17 protein-coding genes and 2 pseudogenes are annotated in these 16,624 nt (G+C 66.6%); 9 read left to right on the top strand and 10 right to left on the bottom strand.

The annotated features are described in order from the left end of the window. Positions 1 to 354 (top strand): annotated as a pseudogene (locus AC1DY2_RS04800) (hypothetical protein); the annotation flags it as partial. 83 nt (positions 355 to 437) lie between these two features. Here AC1DY2_RS04800 and AC1DY2_RS04795 read toward each other — a convergent pair. Further along, a complete protein-coding gene (locus AC1DY2_RS04795) occupies positions 438 to 830 on the bottom strand; it encodes a DUF4267 domain-containing protein (RefSeq protein ID WP_476761371.1) in 393 nt (130 codons plus the stop codon). A gap of 69 nt (positions 831 to 899) precedes the next feature. Here AC1DY2_RS04795 and AC1DY2_RS04790 point away from each other — a divergent pair, with 69 nt between their 5' ends. Continuing rightward, positions 900 to 1,463 carry a TetR/AcrR family transcriptional regulator gene (locus AC1DY2_RS04790; RefSeq protein WP_476761370.1) on the top strand — a complete coding sequence of 188 codons (564 nt, stop codon included), beginning with the start codon at positions 900 to 902 and terminating at the stop codon, positions 1,461 to 1,463. A 175-nt stretch (positions 1,464 to 1,638) separates the two neighbouring features. On the opposite strand, the gene AC1DY2_RS04785 is transcribed toward AC1DY2_RS04790, so the two are convergent. Both AC1DY2_RS04785 and AC1DY2_RS04780 read right to left on the bottom strand, forming a co-directional pair. Then, the gene (locus AC1DY2_RS04785) at positions 1,639 to 3,069 is read right to left on the bottom strand and encodes a VOC family protein (RefSeq protein ID WP_476761369.1); all 1,431 of its coding nucleotides are present in this window, start codon (positions 3,067 to 3,069) and stop codon (positions 1,639 to 1,641) included. A gap of 114 nt (positions 3,070 to 3,183) precedes the next feature. After that, positions 3,184 to 3,657 carry a nuclear transport factor 2 family protein gene (locus AC1DY2_RS04780; RefSeq protein WP_476761368.1) on the bottom strand — a complete coding sequence of 158 codons (474 nt, stop codon included), beginning with the start codon at positions 3,655 to 3,657 and terminating at the stop codon, positions 3,184 to 3,186. Between the two features lie 45 nt (positions 3,658 to 3,702). Between AC1DY2_RS04780 and AC1DY2_RS04775 the strand changes: the two genes are divergently transcribed. Further along, the gene (locus AC1DY2_RS04775; protein ID WP_476761367.1) at positions 3,703 to 4,944 is read left to right on the top strand and encodes a hypothetical protein; all 1,242 of its coding nucleotides are present in this window, start codon (positions 3,703 to 3,705) and stop codon (positions 4,942 to 4,944) included. 14 nt (positions 4,945 to 4,958) lie between these two features. Here AC1DY2_RS04775 and ppk2 read toward each other — a convergent pair whose 3' ends face one another. Both ppk2 and AC1DY2_RS04765 read right to left on the bottom strand, forming a co-directional pair. Continuing rightward, entirely contained in the window at positions 4,959 to 5,774 is an 816-nt protein-coding gene (ppk2, locus tag AC1DY2_RS04770) for a polyphosphate kinase 2 (protein WP_476761366.1), read from the bottom strand. Positions 5,775 to 5,845: 71 nt separating this feature from the next. Continuing rightward, the gene (locus AC1DY2_RS04765; RefSeq protein ID WP_476761365.1) at positions 5,846 to 7,642 is read right to left on the bottom strand and encodes an acyl-CoA dehydrogenase; all 1,797 of its coding nucleotides are present in this window, start codon (positions 7,640 to 7,642) and stop codon (positions 5,846 to 5,848) included. Between the two features lie 510 nt (positions 7,643 to 8,152). Here AC1DY2_RS04765 and AC1DY2_RS04760 point away from each other — a divergent pair. Further along, positions 8,153 to 8,527, top strand: a complete 375-nt coding sequence (locus AC1DY2_RS04760; protein WP_476761364.1) for a PH domain-containing protein — start codon at positions 8,153 to 8,155, stop codon at positions 8,525 to 8,527. A 218-nt stretch (positions 8,528 to 8,745) separates the two neighbouring features. Then, positions 8,746 to 8,907: a hypothetical protein gene (locus AC1DY2_RS04755; RefSeq protein WP_476761363.1), complete on the top strand. Its 162-nt coding sequence runs from the start codon at positions 8,746 to 8,748 to the stop codon at positions 8,905 to 8,907. Between the two features lie 125 nt (positions 8,908 to 9,032). Here AC1DY2_RS04755 and AC1DY2_RS04750 read toward each other — a convergent pair whose 3' ends face one another. Then, positions 9,033 to 9,767 (bottom strand): CBS domain-containing protein, encoded by a 735-nt coding sequence (locus AC1DY2_RS04750; protein ID WP_476761362.1) that lies wholly within the window; start codon positions 9,765 to 9,767, stop codon positions 9,033 to 9,035. Here AC1DY2_RS04750 and AC1DY2_RS04745 point away from each other — a divergent pair. From AC1DY2_RS04745 to AC1DY2_RS04735, 3 genes and pseudogenes are all read left to right on the top strand, one after another. Then, a pseudogene (locus AC1DY2_RS04745) lies at positions 9,708 to 10,271 on the top strand (FRG domain-containing protein); the annotation flags it as partial. The gene AC1DY2_RS04750 and the pseudogene AC1DY2_RS04745 sit on opposite strands and share 60 nt — an antisense overlap. 126 nt (positions 10,272 to 10,397) lie before the next feature. Beyond that, on the top strand, positions 10,398 to 10,832 hold the full coding sequence (locus AC1DY2_RS04740) for a hypothetical protein (RefSeq protein WP_476761372.1): 435 nt from the start codon (positions 10,398 to 10,400) through the stop codon (positions 10,830 to 10,832). A gap of 204 nt (positions 10,833 to 11,036) precedes the next feature. Then, positions 11,037 to 11,564: an MrcB family domain-containing protein gene (locus tag AC1DY2_RS04735; protein ID WP_476761361.1), complete on the top strand. Its 528-nt coding sequence runs from the start codon at positions 11,037 to 11,039 to the stop codon at positions 11,562 to 11,564. Here the strand turns inward: AC1DY2_RS04735 and AC1DY2_RS04730 are convergent. Continuing rightward, on the bottom strand, positions 11,561 to 12,667 hold the full coding sequence (locus tag AC1DY2_RS04730) for a DNA cytosine methyltransferase (RefSeq protein WP_476761360.1): 1,107 nt from the start codon (positions 12,665 to 12,667) through the stop codon (positions 11,561 to 11,563). The genes AC1DY2_RS04735 and AC1DY2_RS04730 overlap by 4 nt on opposite strands. Before the next feature lie 81 nt (positions 12,668 to 12,748). Between AC1DY2_RS04730 and AC1DY2_RS04725 the strand changes: the two genes are divergently transcribed. Then, the gene (locus tag AC1DY2_RS04725; protein WP_476761359.1) at positions 12,749 to 13,285 is read left to right on the top strand and encodes a very short patch repair endonuclease; all 537 of its coding nucleotides are present in this window, start codon (positions 12,749 to 12,751) and stop codon (positions 13,283 to 13,285) included. On the opposite strand, the gene drmB is transcribed toward AC1DY2_RS04725, so the two are convergent. The 3 genes from drmB to AC1DY2_RS04710 form a co-directional block, all read right to left on the bottom strand. Beyond that, a complete protein-coding gene (gene drmB, locus AC1DY2_RS04720; RefSeq protein ID WP_476761358.1) occupies positions 13,176 to 14,948 on the bottom strand; it encodes a DrmB family protein in 1,773 nt (590 codons plus the stop codon). The genes AC1DY2_RS04725 and drmB overlap by 110 nt on opposite strands. Further along, on the bottom strand, positions 14,948 to 15,271 hold the full coding sequence (locus tag AC1DY2_RS04715; protein ID WP_476761357.1) for a hypothetical protein: 324 nt from the start codon (positions 15,269 to 15,271) through the stop codon (positions 14,948 to 14,950). The genes drmB and AC1DY2_RS04715 overlap by 1 nt, the downstream gene beginning before the upstream one ends. A gap of 63 nt (positions 15,272 to 15,334) precedes the next feature. Next, the coding region (locus AC1DY2_RS04710) for a helicase-related protein (protein WP_476761356.1) at positions 15,335 to 16,624 on the bottom strand (1,290 nt) is incomplete at its 5' end.

Genomic DNA, 16,624 nt, shown 5'->3' with positions numbered 1-16,624 from the left:
GTCTTCGCCGGCTACCGCGGCTGGATCGGCGCCGACGCTCGCACCCGGCTCGCCGAGTCCGAGCGCATCCGGCTCGACCTCGACCGCTTCCTCGGCACGCCCGCGGCGCTCGTCACCGTCATCGACGAGGACCACCGCGAGCAGGCGATGCACATGGCGCGGCGGGTCGCGTACCTCGCGGGCGAGGCCCTGCAGCTCGCGCAACGCGACATCGACGCGTCGCGTCCGCAGGACCCGGGGCAGTGGGGCGGTCAGGGCTGGGGCGGCGGTCGACGCAGCGGCGGCGGCGACATGATGGGCGGCATCCTCGGCGGCCTGGTCATCGGCAGCATCCTCGACGGCTTCATCGACTGAGGCCACTGATTGCAGTGAGCGGATGCCGCGGCATCCGCTCGGCGCGCCGGCGCCGGTCCTCAAAGGAACACCGGCGCCGGTCCTCAAAGGAACAACAGCACCGCAGCGACGATCATCACCGCCGCCGTCGATGCGTGGACGCCGAGGGCGATCGCTCGGCGGCCGTGGTTGCGGGCGATCATGAGCGCGTCGCCGATCGGGATGAGTGCTTCGACGAGGAGGGTGACCGCGGCTGCCGTCGGCCCGAAGAAGACGAGCATCGCCAACACGACGAGCCCCGAGGCGATGTCGCGGGGCCCCTTAATGTGCAGCCATGGGATCACCTCGGGGGTGATCGCGCTGGTGAACCCGAAGCCCCGCGCGGTCGCGGTCGGCGAGACGAGGTATGAGATGCCGACGAAGATGATGCCTAGGGCGGGCACGAGCGCGAGGGAGGCGCCGATCCAGGTCGCCAGGGTGAATTGTGCGAGATCCATCTGTTTCCTTTCGCTGAAATATTTATAGCGACGCTAGCATCCCTTTCACCCAAGCGGTAGTCTCTGGTCGTGGCAACAAGTGAGCGGATGGCGCGGCGACGCAAGCAGCGGCGGGCCGCGATCCTTGCTGCCGCCCGCGAGTTCGCCGAGGCCGAGGGTTGGGCGGCCGTCACCTCACGACGGCTGGCCGATGCGATCGACTACACGCAGCCGGTCATCTACTCGCACTTCGCGTCGATGGATGCGGTCATCGACGCGGTCGCCGTCGAGGGCTTCGCTGAGATCGCCGATGCGCTCGCACAGGCTCGCGCGAGCGCATCCAACCCCGAGCGGTCACTCGAGGCGCTCAGCCGCGCGTACCTCGACTACGCTGCGGCGCATCCGGCCATGTACGACGCGATGTTCGTGCGCGGCACAGGTCTGGCGTTCGCCGATGCGTCCACTCTGCCGCAGTTGACGGCTGGGTTCTCAGAGATCCGCGCGGCCGTACAGCCGTTCACTGAGCGGCCCGACACGCTCGCCGAGGTGCTCTTGGCGAGCCTTCACGGGCTGACGATGCTGCAGCGCTCCGGTCGGATTCCGGGCGATGGCGAGGACCGTCTTGCGGTGCTACTCGCCACTATCACGAGTTGAAGTCAGAGTCGCGGAACTCGATCGCCGTCTTGAGGCGCCCGACACGTCCGCTGGGGATCACCTTCGGGTCCGTGATGTCGTCGTCGTCGTGCGTCGCAGCCGATCCGTGGGTCCGATCAGGCCGATTCCCTCATGTGCGATCTCCCGAAATACCGGGGGCGAGTGGTTGAGGCGACTACTCCGCGAGGTCGCGGTCTGGCCAGATCGTGATGTCGACCTTGTTGCCCGCGGGGTCGGCGAGGGTCCACGACTCCTGCTCGTTCGAGTCGACGATCCGCCCGCCGGCCGCGAGCGCGGCGTCCACGCGCGCCCGCCCGACGGCGCGGGGCACCGAGACTTCGATGTGGAACGCGTGCCGCAGTGGCTTCTCAGCGGCGAGTTCCTGGAACCAGAGGCTCAGCCCGCGACCCTGCGGGTCGATCAGGTCCTCGCCGCCGAGCTCGGCATACCCGAACAGTTCGCGCCAGAACGGGCGCACGTCGTCGTCGGGCTTCGACGCGATCGCCATCTGGATCGTCTGCACGTGCGACGGGTCGGACTCGCTGCCGAACTCGCGGGAGACCGCAGAGACGCGCCGCGCGAGGTCGAGGTCGGCGTTGACGAGCTCGGTGGGGTTTTGGGCGAGCCGAACCGTCAGGCCGTCGGCGCGGAGGTCGAGGTGCATTCGATCCGTCCCGTCCAGCGATTCGAGCAGCCCGGCGAGCTCGGCGCTGCGCGCGAGCGACCCACTGCGGAACCAGGCGGTCGGTCCCCCGAAGACCACCGGCCAGTCGACCAGATCGGATGCGTCGCGGAACGCCGCGAACTTGGCCTCGCCTCGCTCGAGGTAGGCGAGTCGGGCGGCGACGGCGGGAGCGCCGCTCTCTTCCGCCGCCGACTCGGGCACCGGCCGCCCGAGCGCGATATCCCCAGCGCCTACGCCGTCGGCCCCGAGTCGCAGCGCCTCGTCCTCGGGCATCGGCAGGTCAGGCCAGGCGACGAGGTCGACCTTGTTCCCCGCTGCATCCGCGCAGGTCCAGTACCTCACCGCGGCGGTGTCGGAGGCGACGCGCCCACCCGCGGCGATTGCTGCGTCGAGCCGTCGACCCGCGATCTCGCGCGGCACGGCCAGGTCGAGATGCATGGCGTGCCGCAACGGCTTCTCGGCATCGAGCTGCTGCAGCCAGACCGACGGCCAGCGACCATGCGGGTCGACGAGGTCGCCGCCCGTGTGATCGATGTACCCGAGCACCGCTCGCCAGAACGGCCGCACCTCATCGACCGGCAGCCGGCTCGCAATCGCGATCTGCACGTCCTGGGTGAGGTCGGGGCGCGGGGCGAGTCCGCGTTCCCGCGCGGCGGCGGAGGCGACGCGGGCTCGATCCGCCACGGCGTCGTCGGTGAAGTCCATGATGTCGCCGTGCAGTCGCACCGTCACTCCGCTCGGCCGCACGTCGATGAGCGGCGGATGCTCCGCGAGCCCGTCGAGGGCCGCGACGGYGGCGGCGAACGCGACACCGGCACGTACCGACTCAGTTGCGAAGTACGCGATCGGCCCGCAGTAGAGCATCCTCCAGTCGTCGACGCCCGTCGCGGCATGGAATGCCAGCCGATGCGCCGCGCCCATTGGAGCTCCCTTCCCGACGCGACGACGATAGCGAAGCGCCCACGGGTGCGGTACCCCTGCAGCCTGCTCGACGGCTTCAACGACTGAGCGGATGCCGTGTGGCCGGCGCCGCGGTTAACGGGCCGGCTGCACGCTCGCGGGCTGCGCGCTCGCCGACCGTCGGTGCGACATCCGGTACACGGCGTGCCCGATCTTCAACCCGAAGCCCGTCGAACCGTGCGGGCCGTACGGCTCGTAGGCGCGCATCTCCGTGATGCGCTCGCCGTCGGTGTCGATGACGAACACCTGCGGAAAGTCGAGGCGCTTGCTGCCCATGTTCAACACGTGATGGGTGGAGGTCTCGACGACGACCGAGGTGCCGGCCTCGTCGAAGAACCACCGCTCGATGTCGAACCGCATGCTCTTCATCTGCGTGAACGCCCAGGTGAGTCCTTCGCGCACGGCCGCGATGCCCACCATGTCGGGATACGGGTAGTGCGGGTCGTAGAGCACGATGTCGTCCGACATCGACGCGGTCGCGGCATCGACATCGAGGGCCTGGACTCCCGCGAACATCGACTCGATCAGGTGCTGCACCGGTGCTGGCATGCGGCACACGCTAGCAGTCAGCGGGCCGCGAACTTACGATGGACCATGGTCGCGTTCCGGGTCGGGCGCAGTCGCCCTGCAGAGCATCTCGAAGTCCACGACGCCGAACTGGCGAGGCGGGCTGGACGGGCGCTGGTCGCCGCCGACGAGCGCATCCGCGGCACCGCCGACGAGCTCGGGTTCGCCGAGGCGGAGCTGGGACCCCAGTCGATCACGCAGGCGGCCGACGCGCTGGATGCCGCGCGCCGGCGCCTGGGCGACGCCTTCCGGTTGCACCGGCTCAACCACGAGGCGATTCCCGGCACCGCCGACGAGATCCGGGCGCGGTACGCGCACATCGTGCAGCTGTGCGACTCGGTCGATCGCGAGCTCGACGAGCAGCTCGCCCTGCTCGCCGACCGGATCGTGCTGGCGCGTCGTGCGCCCGAGGTCATTGCCGGCGTGCGAGCGGATGCCGCGGCGCTGCGCTCTCGTTTCCCGCACGCCCGCGCGACCATCGACCACCTCGCCGCCCGCTACGCGCCGGAGGCGCTCGTCGACGTGAACGGCAACGTCGCCGAGGCCGATCAGCTGCTCGGATTCGCCGAACACAGCGTCGGCGTGGCCGAGCGCCGTCGTGCCGCCGGTCATCGCGAGCAGGCGAGCGTCGCGCTCGAGGCATCCGTCGAATCGGTGCGCCGAGCGGCGACCCTCCTCGATGCGGTCGAGACCTTCGAGGTCGAGGCGTTGCGAGCGGAGTCCACGCTGGCCGCACTCGTCGTGGAGTCCCGTCGCGATCTCGCGGCCGCCCTCGAAGAGCCCCGCTCTCGCCGCGTCGCGGACACGATCGGCGAACTGCAGGCCGCCCTCGCCGCCCTCCCGCCCACCGGCGTCAACACCGACCCGTTCGCCCACCTGAGCCGACTGCGCGAAGCGCGTGCCGCGCTGGATGCCGCGATCACCGCTGCCCGCGAGCGCGCGACGGATCTGATTCCGCTCGTACAGCACGTGCATCACGCGATCAGGGACGCCGACCGACAGCTCGATGTCGCTCGCGATGCCATCGCCGGTCACTCGGGTTGGATCGGCGCGGAGGCCCTGGCGCGACTCGCGGCGTCCGAGCGCGCCAGGATCGATCTCGGCCATTCCCTCGGCGGCTCCGGCTTCACGGCGACGATCACGGTGAAGGACCAGGATCACCGAGAGCAGCTCATCGCGATGGCCCAGCGTGTCGCGTCCCTCGCGGGCGAGGCGGTGCACCTCGCGCGGCGTGACATCGACGCCCTACGCCGTCGCCCAGCCCACTGAGCTGGTCGTGGCGCTCAGCCCTCTGCCTGCGCCTGATCGATCAGCCGCTGCGCGACATCCGGCACCGAGTTCGTCCACGCCCGCGGCGGCCGCTCGTACCCGCTCGAGGCAGGTCGCGGCGGGATCACGACGTCGATGTGCTCGACCGGCCCCCACGGCACCTTCGACAGCAGGTGCGCGATCATGTTGATGCGCGAGCGCCGCTTGTCGTCGCTCTCGACCTCGTACCAGGGCGCCTCGGCGATGTCGGTGTGCACGAACATGGTGTCCTTCGCGCGGGAGTAGTCCTCCCACTTCGTGATCGACATCACGTCGTTCGGGCTGAGCTTCCACCGCCGCATGGGGTCATTCAGGCGTGACCGGAACCGCTCCTCCTGCACCACATCAGACACGCTGAACCAGTACTTCAGCAGGATGATGCCGTCCTCCACGAGCACCCGCTCGAAGGTGGGCGCCTGGTGCAGGAACCGGTGGTACTCCTCATTGGTGCAGTACCCCATCACGCGTTCGACGCCGGCGCGGTTGTACCAACTGCGGTCCATGAGCACGATCTCGCCCGCCGCGGGCAGGTGCGACACGTACCGCTGGAAGTACCAGCGGGTCTTGTCGCGGGCGCTTGGCGTAGGCAGCGCCACGATGCGGGTGACGCGCGGGTTCAGGTACTCCATCACCCGCTTGATCGTGGAGCCCTTGCCCGCGGCATCCCGCCCCTCGAAGATCACGACGACCCGCGCGCCGGTGTGCTGCACCCACGCCTGCATGTCGACGAGCTGCGCCTGCAGCACCTTGAGCTCCCGCTCGTAGAGCTCCTTCGGCATCCGCTTGGTCATGCTCCACCCCCTGCGCTGCAGCCTAGGGCGGATGCCGCGCCGCGGCGCGTTCGTGAACGTCCCGAACGAACTCAGACGCGCGCGCCACGGCGCACGACGCCGCCGAGCGCATCAGCGTCGAGGGCGAACAGGTCGCGCGAGCCGGCCGTGGCGGCGCCGGCGAGGCCGGCCGCCTGCGGCAGCAGCTGCTCGGCGTAGAACCGGGCCAGCGGCAGCTGCGACTCCGCGATGCCGTCGGCGTCGAGTCCGCGGGCGGCGAGCGCCGACTTCGCCATGAGCCAGCCACCCAGCACGAGCCCCCAGATGCGCTGGTACGGGGTCGACCCCGACAACACGGCGTTGGGGTCGGTGGCGCCGGTGCGGAGCATCCACACCGTCGTCTGCTCGAGGGTGTCGAGCTGCGCGTTGAGTTGCGTGCGGATCGAGGCGAACTCGTCACCGGCGGCCGCGAGCTCGTTGTCGAGTTCGCGCATGGTGGCGATGAACTCGAGTGCGGATGCCCCGTCGCGAACCGGGAGCTTACGGCCCACGAGGTCGGCGGCCTGGATGCCGTTGGTGCCCTCGTAGATCGCCGCGATCCGCACATCGCGGTAGTGCTGTGCTGCGCCGGTCTCCTCGATGAAGCCCATGCCGCCGTGGATCTGCAGCGCGAGCGAGGTGAGCTCGTTGCCGAGGTCGGTGCCCAACGACTTGTTGACGGGCGTGAGGAGGCCGACGATCTCGTTCGCCCGGGCGCGAACGGCGGCGTCCGGGTGGTGCGTCGACATGTCGGTGTAGGTCGCGGTCAGCAGCATCATGCGGCGCATCGCGGCGATGTACGCCTTCTGCGTCATGAGCATGCGGCGCACGTCGGGGAAGTCGATGATCGGGGAGTCTTGCGTCGCGCCGATCGCGCGGCCCTGGATGCGCTCCCGCGCGTGGTCGAGCGACTGCTGATAGGCGAGCTCCGACACGGCGAGGCCCTGCATGCCGACCGAGAGGCGGGCACTGTTCATCATGACGAACATGATGCGCATGCCGAAGTTCTCTTCACCGACGAGGTAACCGGTCGCGTCCTCGTAGGAGAGCACACAGGTGGGCGAACCGTGGATGCCCATCTTGTGTTCGACGCCGACGGTGTGCACCCCGTTGCGCTCGCCGAGCGAGCCGTCGTCGTTCATCAGGAACTTCGGCACGATGAAGATCGAGATGCCCTTCGTGCCGGCCGGCGCGTCGGGCGTGCGGGCGAGCACGAGGTGCACGATCTGCTCGCTGAGGTCGTGGTCGCCGAAGGTGATGAAGATCTTCTGGCCGGTGATGCCGTAGCTGCCGTCGGCGCGCTTCACCGCCTTCGTGGTGAGGGCGCCGACGTCGGAGCCTGCGTGCGGCTCGGTGAGGTTCATGGTACCGGCCCACTCGCCGCTGACCATCTTCGGGAGCCACTGCCGCTTCTGCTCGTCGCTGCCGTAGTGGAGGAGCGCCTCGATCGCGCCCTGCGTGAGCAGCGGCGCAAGCGCGAACGCCATGTTCGCGGTCGTCATGAGCTCCTGGAGGGCGAGGCCCACGGTGCGCGGGAATCCGCCGCCGCCGAACTCCTCGGGCAACGGCACCGAGCCCCAGCCTGCGTCGACGTAGGCGGCGTACGCCTCCTTGAATCCGGCCGCCGTGCTGACTGTGCCGTCGGAGTTCAGCCGCGATCCCTCGAGGTCGCCGGCACGGTTGGTGGGTGCTACCACCTCGGCCATGAAGTTGCCGGCCTCGTCGAGGATCTCGGAGACCGTCTCGAGGTCAGCGTGCTCATACCCCGGGAGCAGCGCGACCGCCTCGTAGTCCACCACGTGCTCGAGGATGAAGGCGATGTCAGCTGTCGGGGGTCGGAATGCACTCATGCCCCGCAGCGTAACTCCGCTTTCGTGGGCGCGTCGTGATCTCTGCGGGTTCCACGATGCGCGTCATCGGGCCGCTCGCCGGTTTGGCAGCATTCCACAACGCGCGGTCTCATAGCGTCGAAATGGTGCCCCGAGTTCAACTACTTGGCAGTCCTGTGGGCCCGTCTGCCTGCGCCTGATCGATCAGCCGCTGCGCGACATCCGGCACCGAGTTCGTCCACGCCCGCGGCGGCCGCTCGTACCCGCTCGAGGCCCGTCGCGGCGGGATCACGACGTCGATGTGCTCGACGGGCCGCCACGGCACCTTCGAGAGCAGGTGCCGTGATCATGTTGTCGCCGGGCGTGTGTGTCCGCGCGATCAGCTCGAGGCCACGATTCGGGGCGCCGACACGTGGGTCCATGCCGCGAGCTGATCGTCGCGGCGTGACATAGGCGCCGAGGCGCTCCTCGCACATAGGCTGGCGAGGTCATGTGCCCGACGACGGGCGCGACCGATCGAAGGGATGCCCGATGGCAGAGACTGCCCCGATGCTTGCGTGGACACTGCAGAAGGAAATCCCAGTGCCTGACGATGTAGGCGAGCTCCTCGTGGAGGGAGAACAGGCCGTTGCCTCGTTCAAGACGTTCCGCGATTCAGCCACGTTCACGACGAAGCGCCTCATCGTTCGCGATGCCCAGGGATTCAGCGGCAAGAAGATCGAGATCTACTCGCTTCCCTACAGCTCGATCAACATGTGGTCGACCGAGAACGCCCGCGGAATGCTCGACCGCGACGCCGAGGTCGAACTCTGGACTCGGGCAGGTCATATCAAGGTTAAGATCTCGAAGGGTGCGGACATCCGACGGATCGACAGCCTCTTCGCGTGGGCGATCCTCAACCACTAGCGCGCGGTAGGAGCGGTGCGCCGCGATGGCGCTAGCATCCGTCGCTACTCCACCGATGCAGCTCGCCGACCGCTTCGCCGAATCACCGCGACGGTGGCCACCACCGTGAGGCCCGCCAGGGCGGCGTACACCGCCAGGGTCTCGCCGTCCGGCATGCGAGCAGCGGCAGCAACTGCAGGGCGTGCAGCCCGATGAAGTGCCCCACGCGCCGGTGTCCCGTGCTCCAGGCCGAACCCGACACCCCGGTGGTCGCCGAGTCCGCCGACGGCACGGACGTGCTGCCGGCGGTGCGCGCGCAGCGGCCCGACCTCGTGCTCATGGACGTGCGGATGCCGCGCCGCGGCGATCATCGCCGCCTACGACCCTGGCTGCGCCCGTAGGGTTTCCCTGATAGAGCAGGTCCGGTAAGGGCGACGCAACGTTCCCCGCCTGAGGCCCGTTCCTTCATTGAGCTGCGTCGACCGGTATGGGCGATTGCCGGCCAAGCCACCATGACTTGCCCAGTTCAGTAAGCCTGCCCTCGCTTATCCGGTGGCGAGCCGAGTTCTACCTCCCGCGCGAGCTTTCGCAGCACGTCGCGAATGTAGGGCAGTTGGGCGGCTACAGCCCTATCTGAATCGTCCAACTTGCGAAAGTGCATGACTTTGTTGCGCAATCGGGTGACGTCGCCAAGGGACCGGTTCAATGCCCCCCGGTCGTACCTGGTTCCCAACGCACTCCACCCATTAGCCGAAGCAAGGATGTTTGCAATATCGCCCAGGGTAAGGGTCGCTGGCTCCCCGCTGAAGGTCCTTCCGCTGGGTTCGAGCGAACGCCGGACGTCATCTTCGCCGAGTGTTCCATCACGAAGGGCTGCCCGGACGAGACCGCGCAGGGTCTCCTCGATTTCGGACAATAGGAGATAAGGCCGCGCGATATCGCCAAGCGCCTCGCCCAGATCAGCACTGGTGACTATCCCCGAAATTGTCCGGTCAGCATTCTCGACCAGAATGTATCCGGTTGCATTGATAGACGCGATTGACGCAAGTAGATCATCCTCGCAGCGTCGAACGTCGACTCGGCTGTCAATACAGTCACTGAGCTCAGCATGCGGGTTATCGAGCAGGGCTTTGCCGATGGTTTCCCAACTCACAACGCCGGTCGGGCGGTTCCCGCGCATCACAGGCAACTGGGAGTAGTTGTGCAGCTCCATGAGCGTCCGGGCCCGGCTAAGAGTGTCGGTCTCCTTCACAGTGATCACTGGAACTACTCTGGCGCTTGGAATGTAATCAATGCGGAGATAGGACGATTCGGACACTCGTCAATCGTGACACCTGCCGGGCCGGGTGTCACGATCGGGCTGATCGCACGTCCACGCCCGCCGATTGGGGGGTATGTGGTCACTGCGGAGCGCTGGATAAGTACGGGTTGGTACCTGACGCCCTACTCCGCGGCCGAGTTATTTGCTGCCCTCGGGGCAATCGGAGGGTTCAGTTCGCGTGCCCAATTCGCGTGGCGCGGACACTCCAGCGCTGACTTCGACCTCGTGTCCTCCCTCCAGCGCACGCCGGGCCGGAGCGACGAGCTCAACCTGCGACGCGCTGAGCAGGACACGCTGCGGGAGGCCCGAGAATGGGGATTGGGGTACGGATATGGCGGATGGGCGGGAGATCTGCAGCTGCTAGCGGATCTTCAGCACTATGGAACGAGTACGCGTCTCATCGATGTAACAAGCAATCCGATGACCGCACTCTGGTTCGCGTGTCAAGAGCCCCCTGCAGCTGCGGGGAACGTATCGGGCAGTGGCCTTCTGCTGGCCATTAACACTGCTGGCTGGCCAAGGTATGGCCGAGCTCAGCCAACCCAAGGCGAAGCACTGTTGAATGCGTCGGTGAGTGCTGAACTCGAGCATGCGCTCAGAAGTGGCTCGCCTTTCGTCGTGGAGTCCTTGTCACCGAATGATCGGCTGCGCGCACAGGAAGGGTTTTTCATCGCCGACCGCGTGCCTGAGGTGTCCCAGCAGCAGGGACCGTTCAAAAGCATTCGAGTCGAACACGAGCCTGTCGATCGCCACTGGCTGAAGCATGTGCTCCTCAACCCTGACAGTCGTCAGAACGGAACTCCTCTCGCGACGACCCATGGTGTTTCCATTCCGTTCGTAGCAGTTAAGGTTCGTCAATCGATCAAGCGTCGCGTAAGGCTCATGCTGGAAAACACGTACAACCGGACACCGCGCGTCCTCTTTCCCGACTTTACCGGCTTTCGAGAAATGGGACGGACCGTCAGTCCGCGCGAAAAGTCACCATCTACCAATGAAACTCGTTAGCCAACCAACCGCACACAGGCAAGCGTTCCAACCGGCGCAGGCGCCACTGCGTTACTACCTACGAAGCCCATGTGAGGTGACTCGGCGAATTGGCCCACAAGGAGGTTTTAGACAGTGCTAGGCGAAGCGATCAGCGAGGTCTTGGAATTGCAGCTGAGATACTCTGACCGCGGCACCCCGGCGATGCAGCGTCGCGGTTCGCTCGTGCGGGACACGATCCCGAGCCTCCTACGTGAAGCTGGCGTGGAATCCGGCCTCGAAGGCGGCTGGGTGCCGTTCGATGTCGGAGTTCACGGCAAGGACGGGATCGGCCGCAAGAGCCAGGTGCCGTGGGTCCGCATCTACTCCGCTTCCCTGAGCCCGAGCTCGACGACCGGCTGGTACCTCGTCTACCTCTTCGCGGGCGATGGCGGAGCGGTCTACCTCACGCTCATGCACGCATCGACGCGGCCGAAGCGAGGAGAATTGATAGCACGCTCGGTCGGCGAATTGAGCGAGCGGGTGCGATGGGGTGAGGCCGTTCTCGGCGATTGGCTGACGGGCGATTCGCGGATGGTGCGAGACATCCACCTGCATGCTCCCCGGTCGAAGGTCGCCGAAGCATACGAAACCAGCACGCTCTGTGCGATTCGCTATGCCGTCGGGCGAGTCCCCGCGGATGAATCGCTCAGCGAGGACCTCAAGCTGATGATCGGGGGGCTCGCGCGCTTGTACGACAGCGTCCCGCGCTAGAACCGATCCGCGATGACGCGGGCAATCGCCGAACCCAGCGGGATCGGCACGGCGTTCCCGATCTGTCGTGCAATCGCGGTCTTCGAACCGACGAACATGTGATCGGCTGGGAAGCCCTGAAGCACCGCCGCCTCGTAATGGGTGATTGCGCGATTCGCCTCCGGGTGGAGGTAGCGACCCTTCTCGGGCTTGAAGAACTCAGTTCGGATCGTCACTGACGGCCGATCCCAGTGCAACCGCCCCATCACATCACCCGAGCCCGACCGATGGTTCTTCCAACACGGCGCCAGCAGATCTTCGGGAAGGTTGAAACGGTTGCCGCCAGGCGGAATCGCCTCGAACCGTTGACGGGAGATGGGGCGATAATCGCGGTCGAGATGAAGTTCCGCGGCCCGATATGCCCCCGAATAGGACGCGCCGCGGAAGGCGTAGGAGCGCTCCGGCAGATCGGACTGCTCCGGCTTCCACGGGATGTCCTCGAACGCTTCCGCAACCGTGCGATGCGCTTTGAGGTGCGTTGGAGCCGGGAACCCGGGAAAGCCGAGGTCTCGGCGGAATCCGATCACGACGGCCCGCTTGCGTGCCTGGTACGCACCGAAGTCCGCCGCGTTCAGCACCGCATGCCGGAAGTCATACTCCTCCAGCTCCCCGCCAGGACGGGTGGCGCGCTCGAAATCGCCGAACTGTGCCGACTTGGCGAAGGCGGCGACATTCTCGACGACGAAGTACTTCGGCTGTGCGCGGCGGATGGTCTCGGCGTACTGACGCCAGAGGAAATTCCGCTCGTCGTTGACGTCCTGCTTGCCGAGAGTCGAGAACCCCTGGCACGGCGGACCCCCGATGACGATGTCGACGTCGGGCACCTCTTCCCTCTCCAGCCAGTCCTGGATGCTGCCGGCATAGACGATGTCATCGCCGAACGTCGCAGCGTAGCTCGCCGCTGCTGCCAAGTCCATTTCCACCGCGCGCACGCTCTGGAACCTCGACGAGGCGGCGTGAAAACCCGCCGTCAGCCCGCCGGCGCCCGCGAAAAGATCGAGCACCTTGATGCGGGCGGGTTCGACCTCGTCGGTGCGACGATTGTCAGGGGTCGTGGGCTGCATTTTCCCGAGTCTAGCCGGCCGGTACGACCTTCCTGCGTCAAGCAGCCGGCGTGGAGGATTGCCGGATCCGAGAGGGGAACGATGACCGCGTCGGGCGCTTCATGGGCGACTTCCGAGGGCACACGCCGGTCGATGATCGCGAACCGTGGCCGCGACACGAAGCCAGAGCTCGTGGTGCGCCGCCTGCTGCATGCAGCAGGGTTGCGGTATCGGGTCAACACGGCGCCACTCTCGGGGCTGCGGCGAACGGCGGACGTCGTCTTCACCCGGGCCAAGCTTGCGGTCTTCATCGACGGCTGCTTCTGGCATGGATGTCTCGAGCACTATCAGCGACCCGCCCAGAACCGGGAGTACTGGGACGCCAAGGTCACAGCCAACCGTGAGCGCGACCGGCACACAGACGCAACCCTCCGCGCCAGCGGATGGACTGTGTTACGGGTGTGGGAGCACGAAGTACGCACTGACCCGGAGGGTGTCGCTATGCGCATCCACGAGGCGTACGCCACGCTCACGCCATCGCATCCACCGACCGGTCGAGTGACGACTCGATCAGCTTCTGGAAGTAACCCTCCAGTCCCTCGCCACCGACGAGCAACGTCCGATCGAGGAGGAGATTGAAGCTCTCGCATGACGTCTCCGGTGCGAGGAGGCACGCGTGACATGCGGCGAGATTCAAACCATCGATGCTCTGCGGATCGGACTCGGAGCAAACGGGATCGTTCGCACACCAGGCGACCTGCTCGAGCGCCCGGAGGATGACACCCGGGAGGTAGTCGGATTCCCCTTGCCGCGCGAGCCCACCGAGCGTGCCCTCCACATCCGTCGAGGTCGTGTAGATGAACACGGCGTAGTCGCCGGCGCTTTCGCAGTAGATTCGCTCTCGGAGCGATGGGGCCGAGTAGCCGCTGACGAATGCGAGTTCCCGCATGATCGCGTGTGCGAATGCGTGCATGAGGAGGAACGGGGCGCTGCTAGCGTGCAACCTGCTGCCGAGGAGGGACCCGTCTTGGTTGGTCGCGATCAGCTCGACCCGTTTCTGAACCTCCCACTGCGCGGCCCACGCGTCGACCTCGCCCGAATCGAAGCGGATGAAGATCCCTTCGCCGTAACCCTCGATGGCTGGGTACCAGCTTCGCTCCGTGTGGCGCTTGGGAACCGACGGAAGGAGCTGCGCTTCCGGGGTGTATCGACGGAAGCCGAGTGATGCGCGAACTTCCCGCAGGCGATCGACAAGCACCACGTCTTGAATTCCGGCAGGTGTCGTCGATGACCGGGGCTCCACACGGGTGACGAAATCTTCCGTCGGTGCAGTCCCATCGATGGCCGCGACGAACGCTTCGAACTCTTCGCCCAACAGCGAGCCCTTCGTCTCCTGAAGCGTGGGCTCCTCGCTCGTCAACAGCACGACGCGCGCACGGACCGCTTCCGCTGAATCCCCGCGCTCGTCGGCGATCTCACTGACGAGGGTGTCGATGATCCCCGCGTGGCCGGATCGGATGGCACCGAAGAAGGGATGCATTCGAATTCTCTCGTCGAGTTGAGCCGCCCGCCCGTCTACTTCTGGAATGTCGATCGCGGACACGACCTCGCCGAAATACAGGCTCGTGGCGCCGCGCTGAAGAACTTCGAGGGGTTTGCCGCAGTTCCCCCACTCCCGTTCCCACGGCTGCTTGCCACGGCAGGTGAAACCGTCGCGGGTCAGGATGTCGCCTCGGAGATCGCCGAGAGATCGAGACGTCTTGCACGCGTCGCAAGAAACTTCGAGCGCGCTCAAGCCCTCACGCGCACCTCGCGATGGCTGGAAGCGCAGGCGGTCCTTGCGGTCGCACACACCGGAGCCCGCGCGATGCACCCACTCGACCCAAGGCACGTCATCCGCGTGGCTCTTCGAAGCGCAGACGGTCACGAATCGCATGGGCACGAGTCGGCCCTCGCAATCCGGACATGATGGTGTCGAACCGGTCTCCATGATTCGTGTCCAACGAGTCATCCGGCGACACTCCTGGCAGAACAACCAGGCGGGGAAACGGGCGAACTCGAGGCCAGGGGTTTTCGGCCCATCCGGCTCACCGGAGCTCGGGGCGGCCCAGAGTTCATCGACGCGAAGTTTTGCGGCGAGGCGGTCGCAGCTGACATGGCTGCGCACGCTCGACGGCGGCCATTCATCGCCGGTCATCGCCATGAACGACTCGCCGAGGATGTCGACGAGGGCGCCCGGTCCGAAGGGCGAAATCGTCTCCGACAGGCGAATCGTCCTGATCACTTTGGGCTTCGCCGGCATCAGCGCTCTCCATCCGCTCGAACTCGCACGACACGGTCCACAGACCGCATCGAGTTCATCGTCGACCACCCCGTACCGGCGTCCGTGAACTGCTTGAGCAGTCGTTCGCCCGATGTCCGTGATCGGTACTTGAGCGGGGAGCCACTCATCGCGGCATCCTCCGTCCTGTTCTCCCAGTCCTGCACGGCGCGCGACAGCTCCTCTTCGACGGCGGCGGACTCACGCGCGTCGGCGGTTGCGACGTGGCGGGTGAGCAGTGTGATCGCCTTCCTGACCACCGCGGAATCCGGTTCGAACAGGGCTGCGTTGTCGTTGAGGTTCAAGCCACCACCGTGGCGAATCAGGATGACGAGCGCCGCTCGCAGAGCTCGGCGGCGCGCTTGCAACTACCAGGGGGTCACCGTACCCGGTTCGACGAAGCGATAGTACGCGCGGTGGTAGGCGGTGAACGACTCGAAGACCGAGCGGTCCCTCGGCTTGCCCGACCGGTACATCGTCACGACGAGTCCCGGCACCTTCCCTCGACCGACACGGCTCGTCGCCTGGATGTACTCGGAGGTCGACTTCGGCTGTCCGTTCACGAGCATGAGCCCGAGCCGCCCGACGTCGATGCCGACCGACATGATGTTCGTGGTGGCGAGCGCGTCGAGCGGTGTTCCGGAGCCCTCGGGCCCCTCGCCGAGCTGCTCCAGGATTCGCAGGAGTTCATCGGAGGAAACGTTGCCGTTCAACTCTTCGATGCCGTCCTTCGCAAGTGTTCTGGTGGGAATGTCCCCCCCGTCGGTCACCGACTTTCGGTCGAGTGCCGTACGAACGTCGTCGCGGAGGATGGTGACCGTTCGACCCAGCTCGCGGAGGCTGTTGTGATACACCACGAGCGTCCAGTAGGCATCCAGTTCTGCACCGGACATGCCGAGCCGCGTGGGAGCGTTCAGCATCTCCGTGGCGATCTGTCCGAGCGCCCACGATGGTGTGTGCGCCTGAGGCATGATCCCGACGTACATCCGGCCGGCGCGATCCGGATCCGGCTCTGCGAAGTAGCTGTCGTCCGCGTCGAGGCCACTCGGTGGGAAGACGGCGACCTCCGAGGCCATGAGCTCTCGGATCTGCTCAGCCGACGCGCGTGTCGTCGCCGTTGAAGCGATCACCTTGGGCATCGTCCCGTTCCAGGACATGAGTCCGCGAATGGCGGCCTCGTAGATCCCGACGATCGTCCCGAGTGGACCGGCGATGAGGTGCAACTCGTCCTGGATCACGAGCGACGGCGGATCGTAGGTCACGCCGCCGAGCCCGAACATCGAGGCGCCCTGATCGATCCAGGCGAGTCGCGCGAACTTGTCGACCGTCGCCACGAGCATCGTCGGCGGCGTGTCAAAGATGCCTTCGTCGACGACCTGCACCGGCAGGCCCGAGTGGAACGGGCACTCAGCGTGGGGACAGAAGAACTCGAACGAGTACTTCGTCGCCCTGACGCCATAGCGCTCCTCGTATCGGCTCTGGCGAGCAGGCATGATCGAGGTCCCGCACCAGCTGCACTGGCGGAACTGGAAGGGGTTCTGCGGAGTCGCCTCTCTCAGGACACGCTTCATCTGTTCTGCGGCCTGCGCATAGGTGTTCGGCGTCGTCGTGTTGCCGAGCCAGAGCCCGATGGAGAAGGACGGTGCGCTCGTCAGTCG

Source organism: Agromyces sp. P1_H4 (assembly GCF_056405255.1).
Note: the sequence above shows the minus strand (reverse complement) of the source record. Positions and strands in the feature narration are given on the sequence as shown.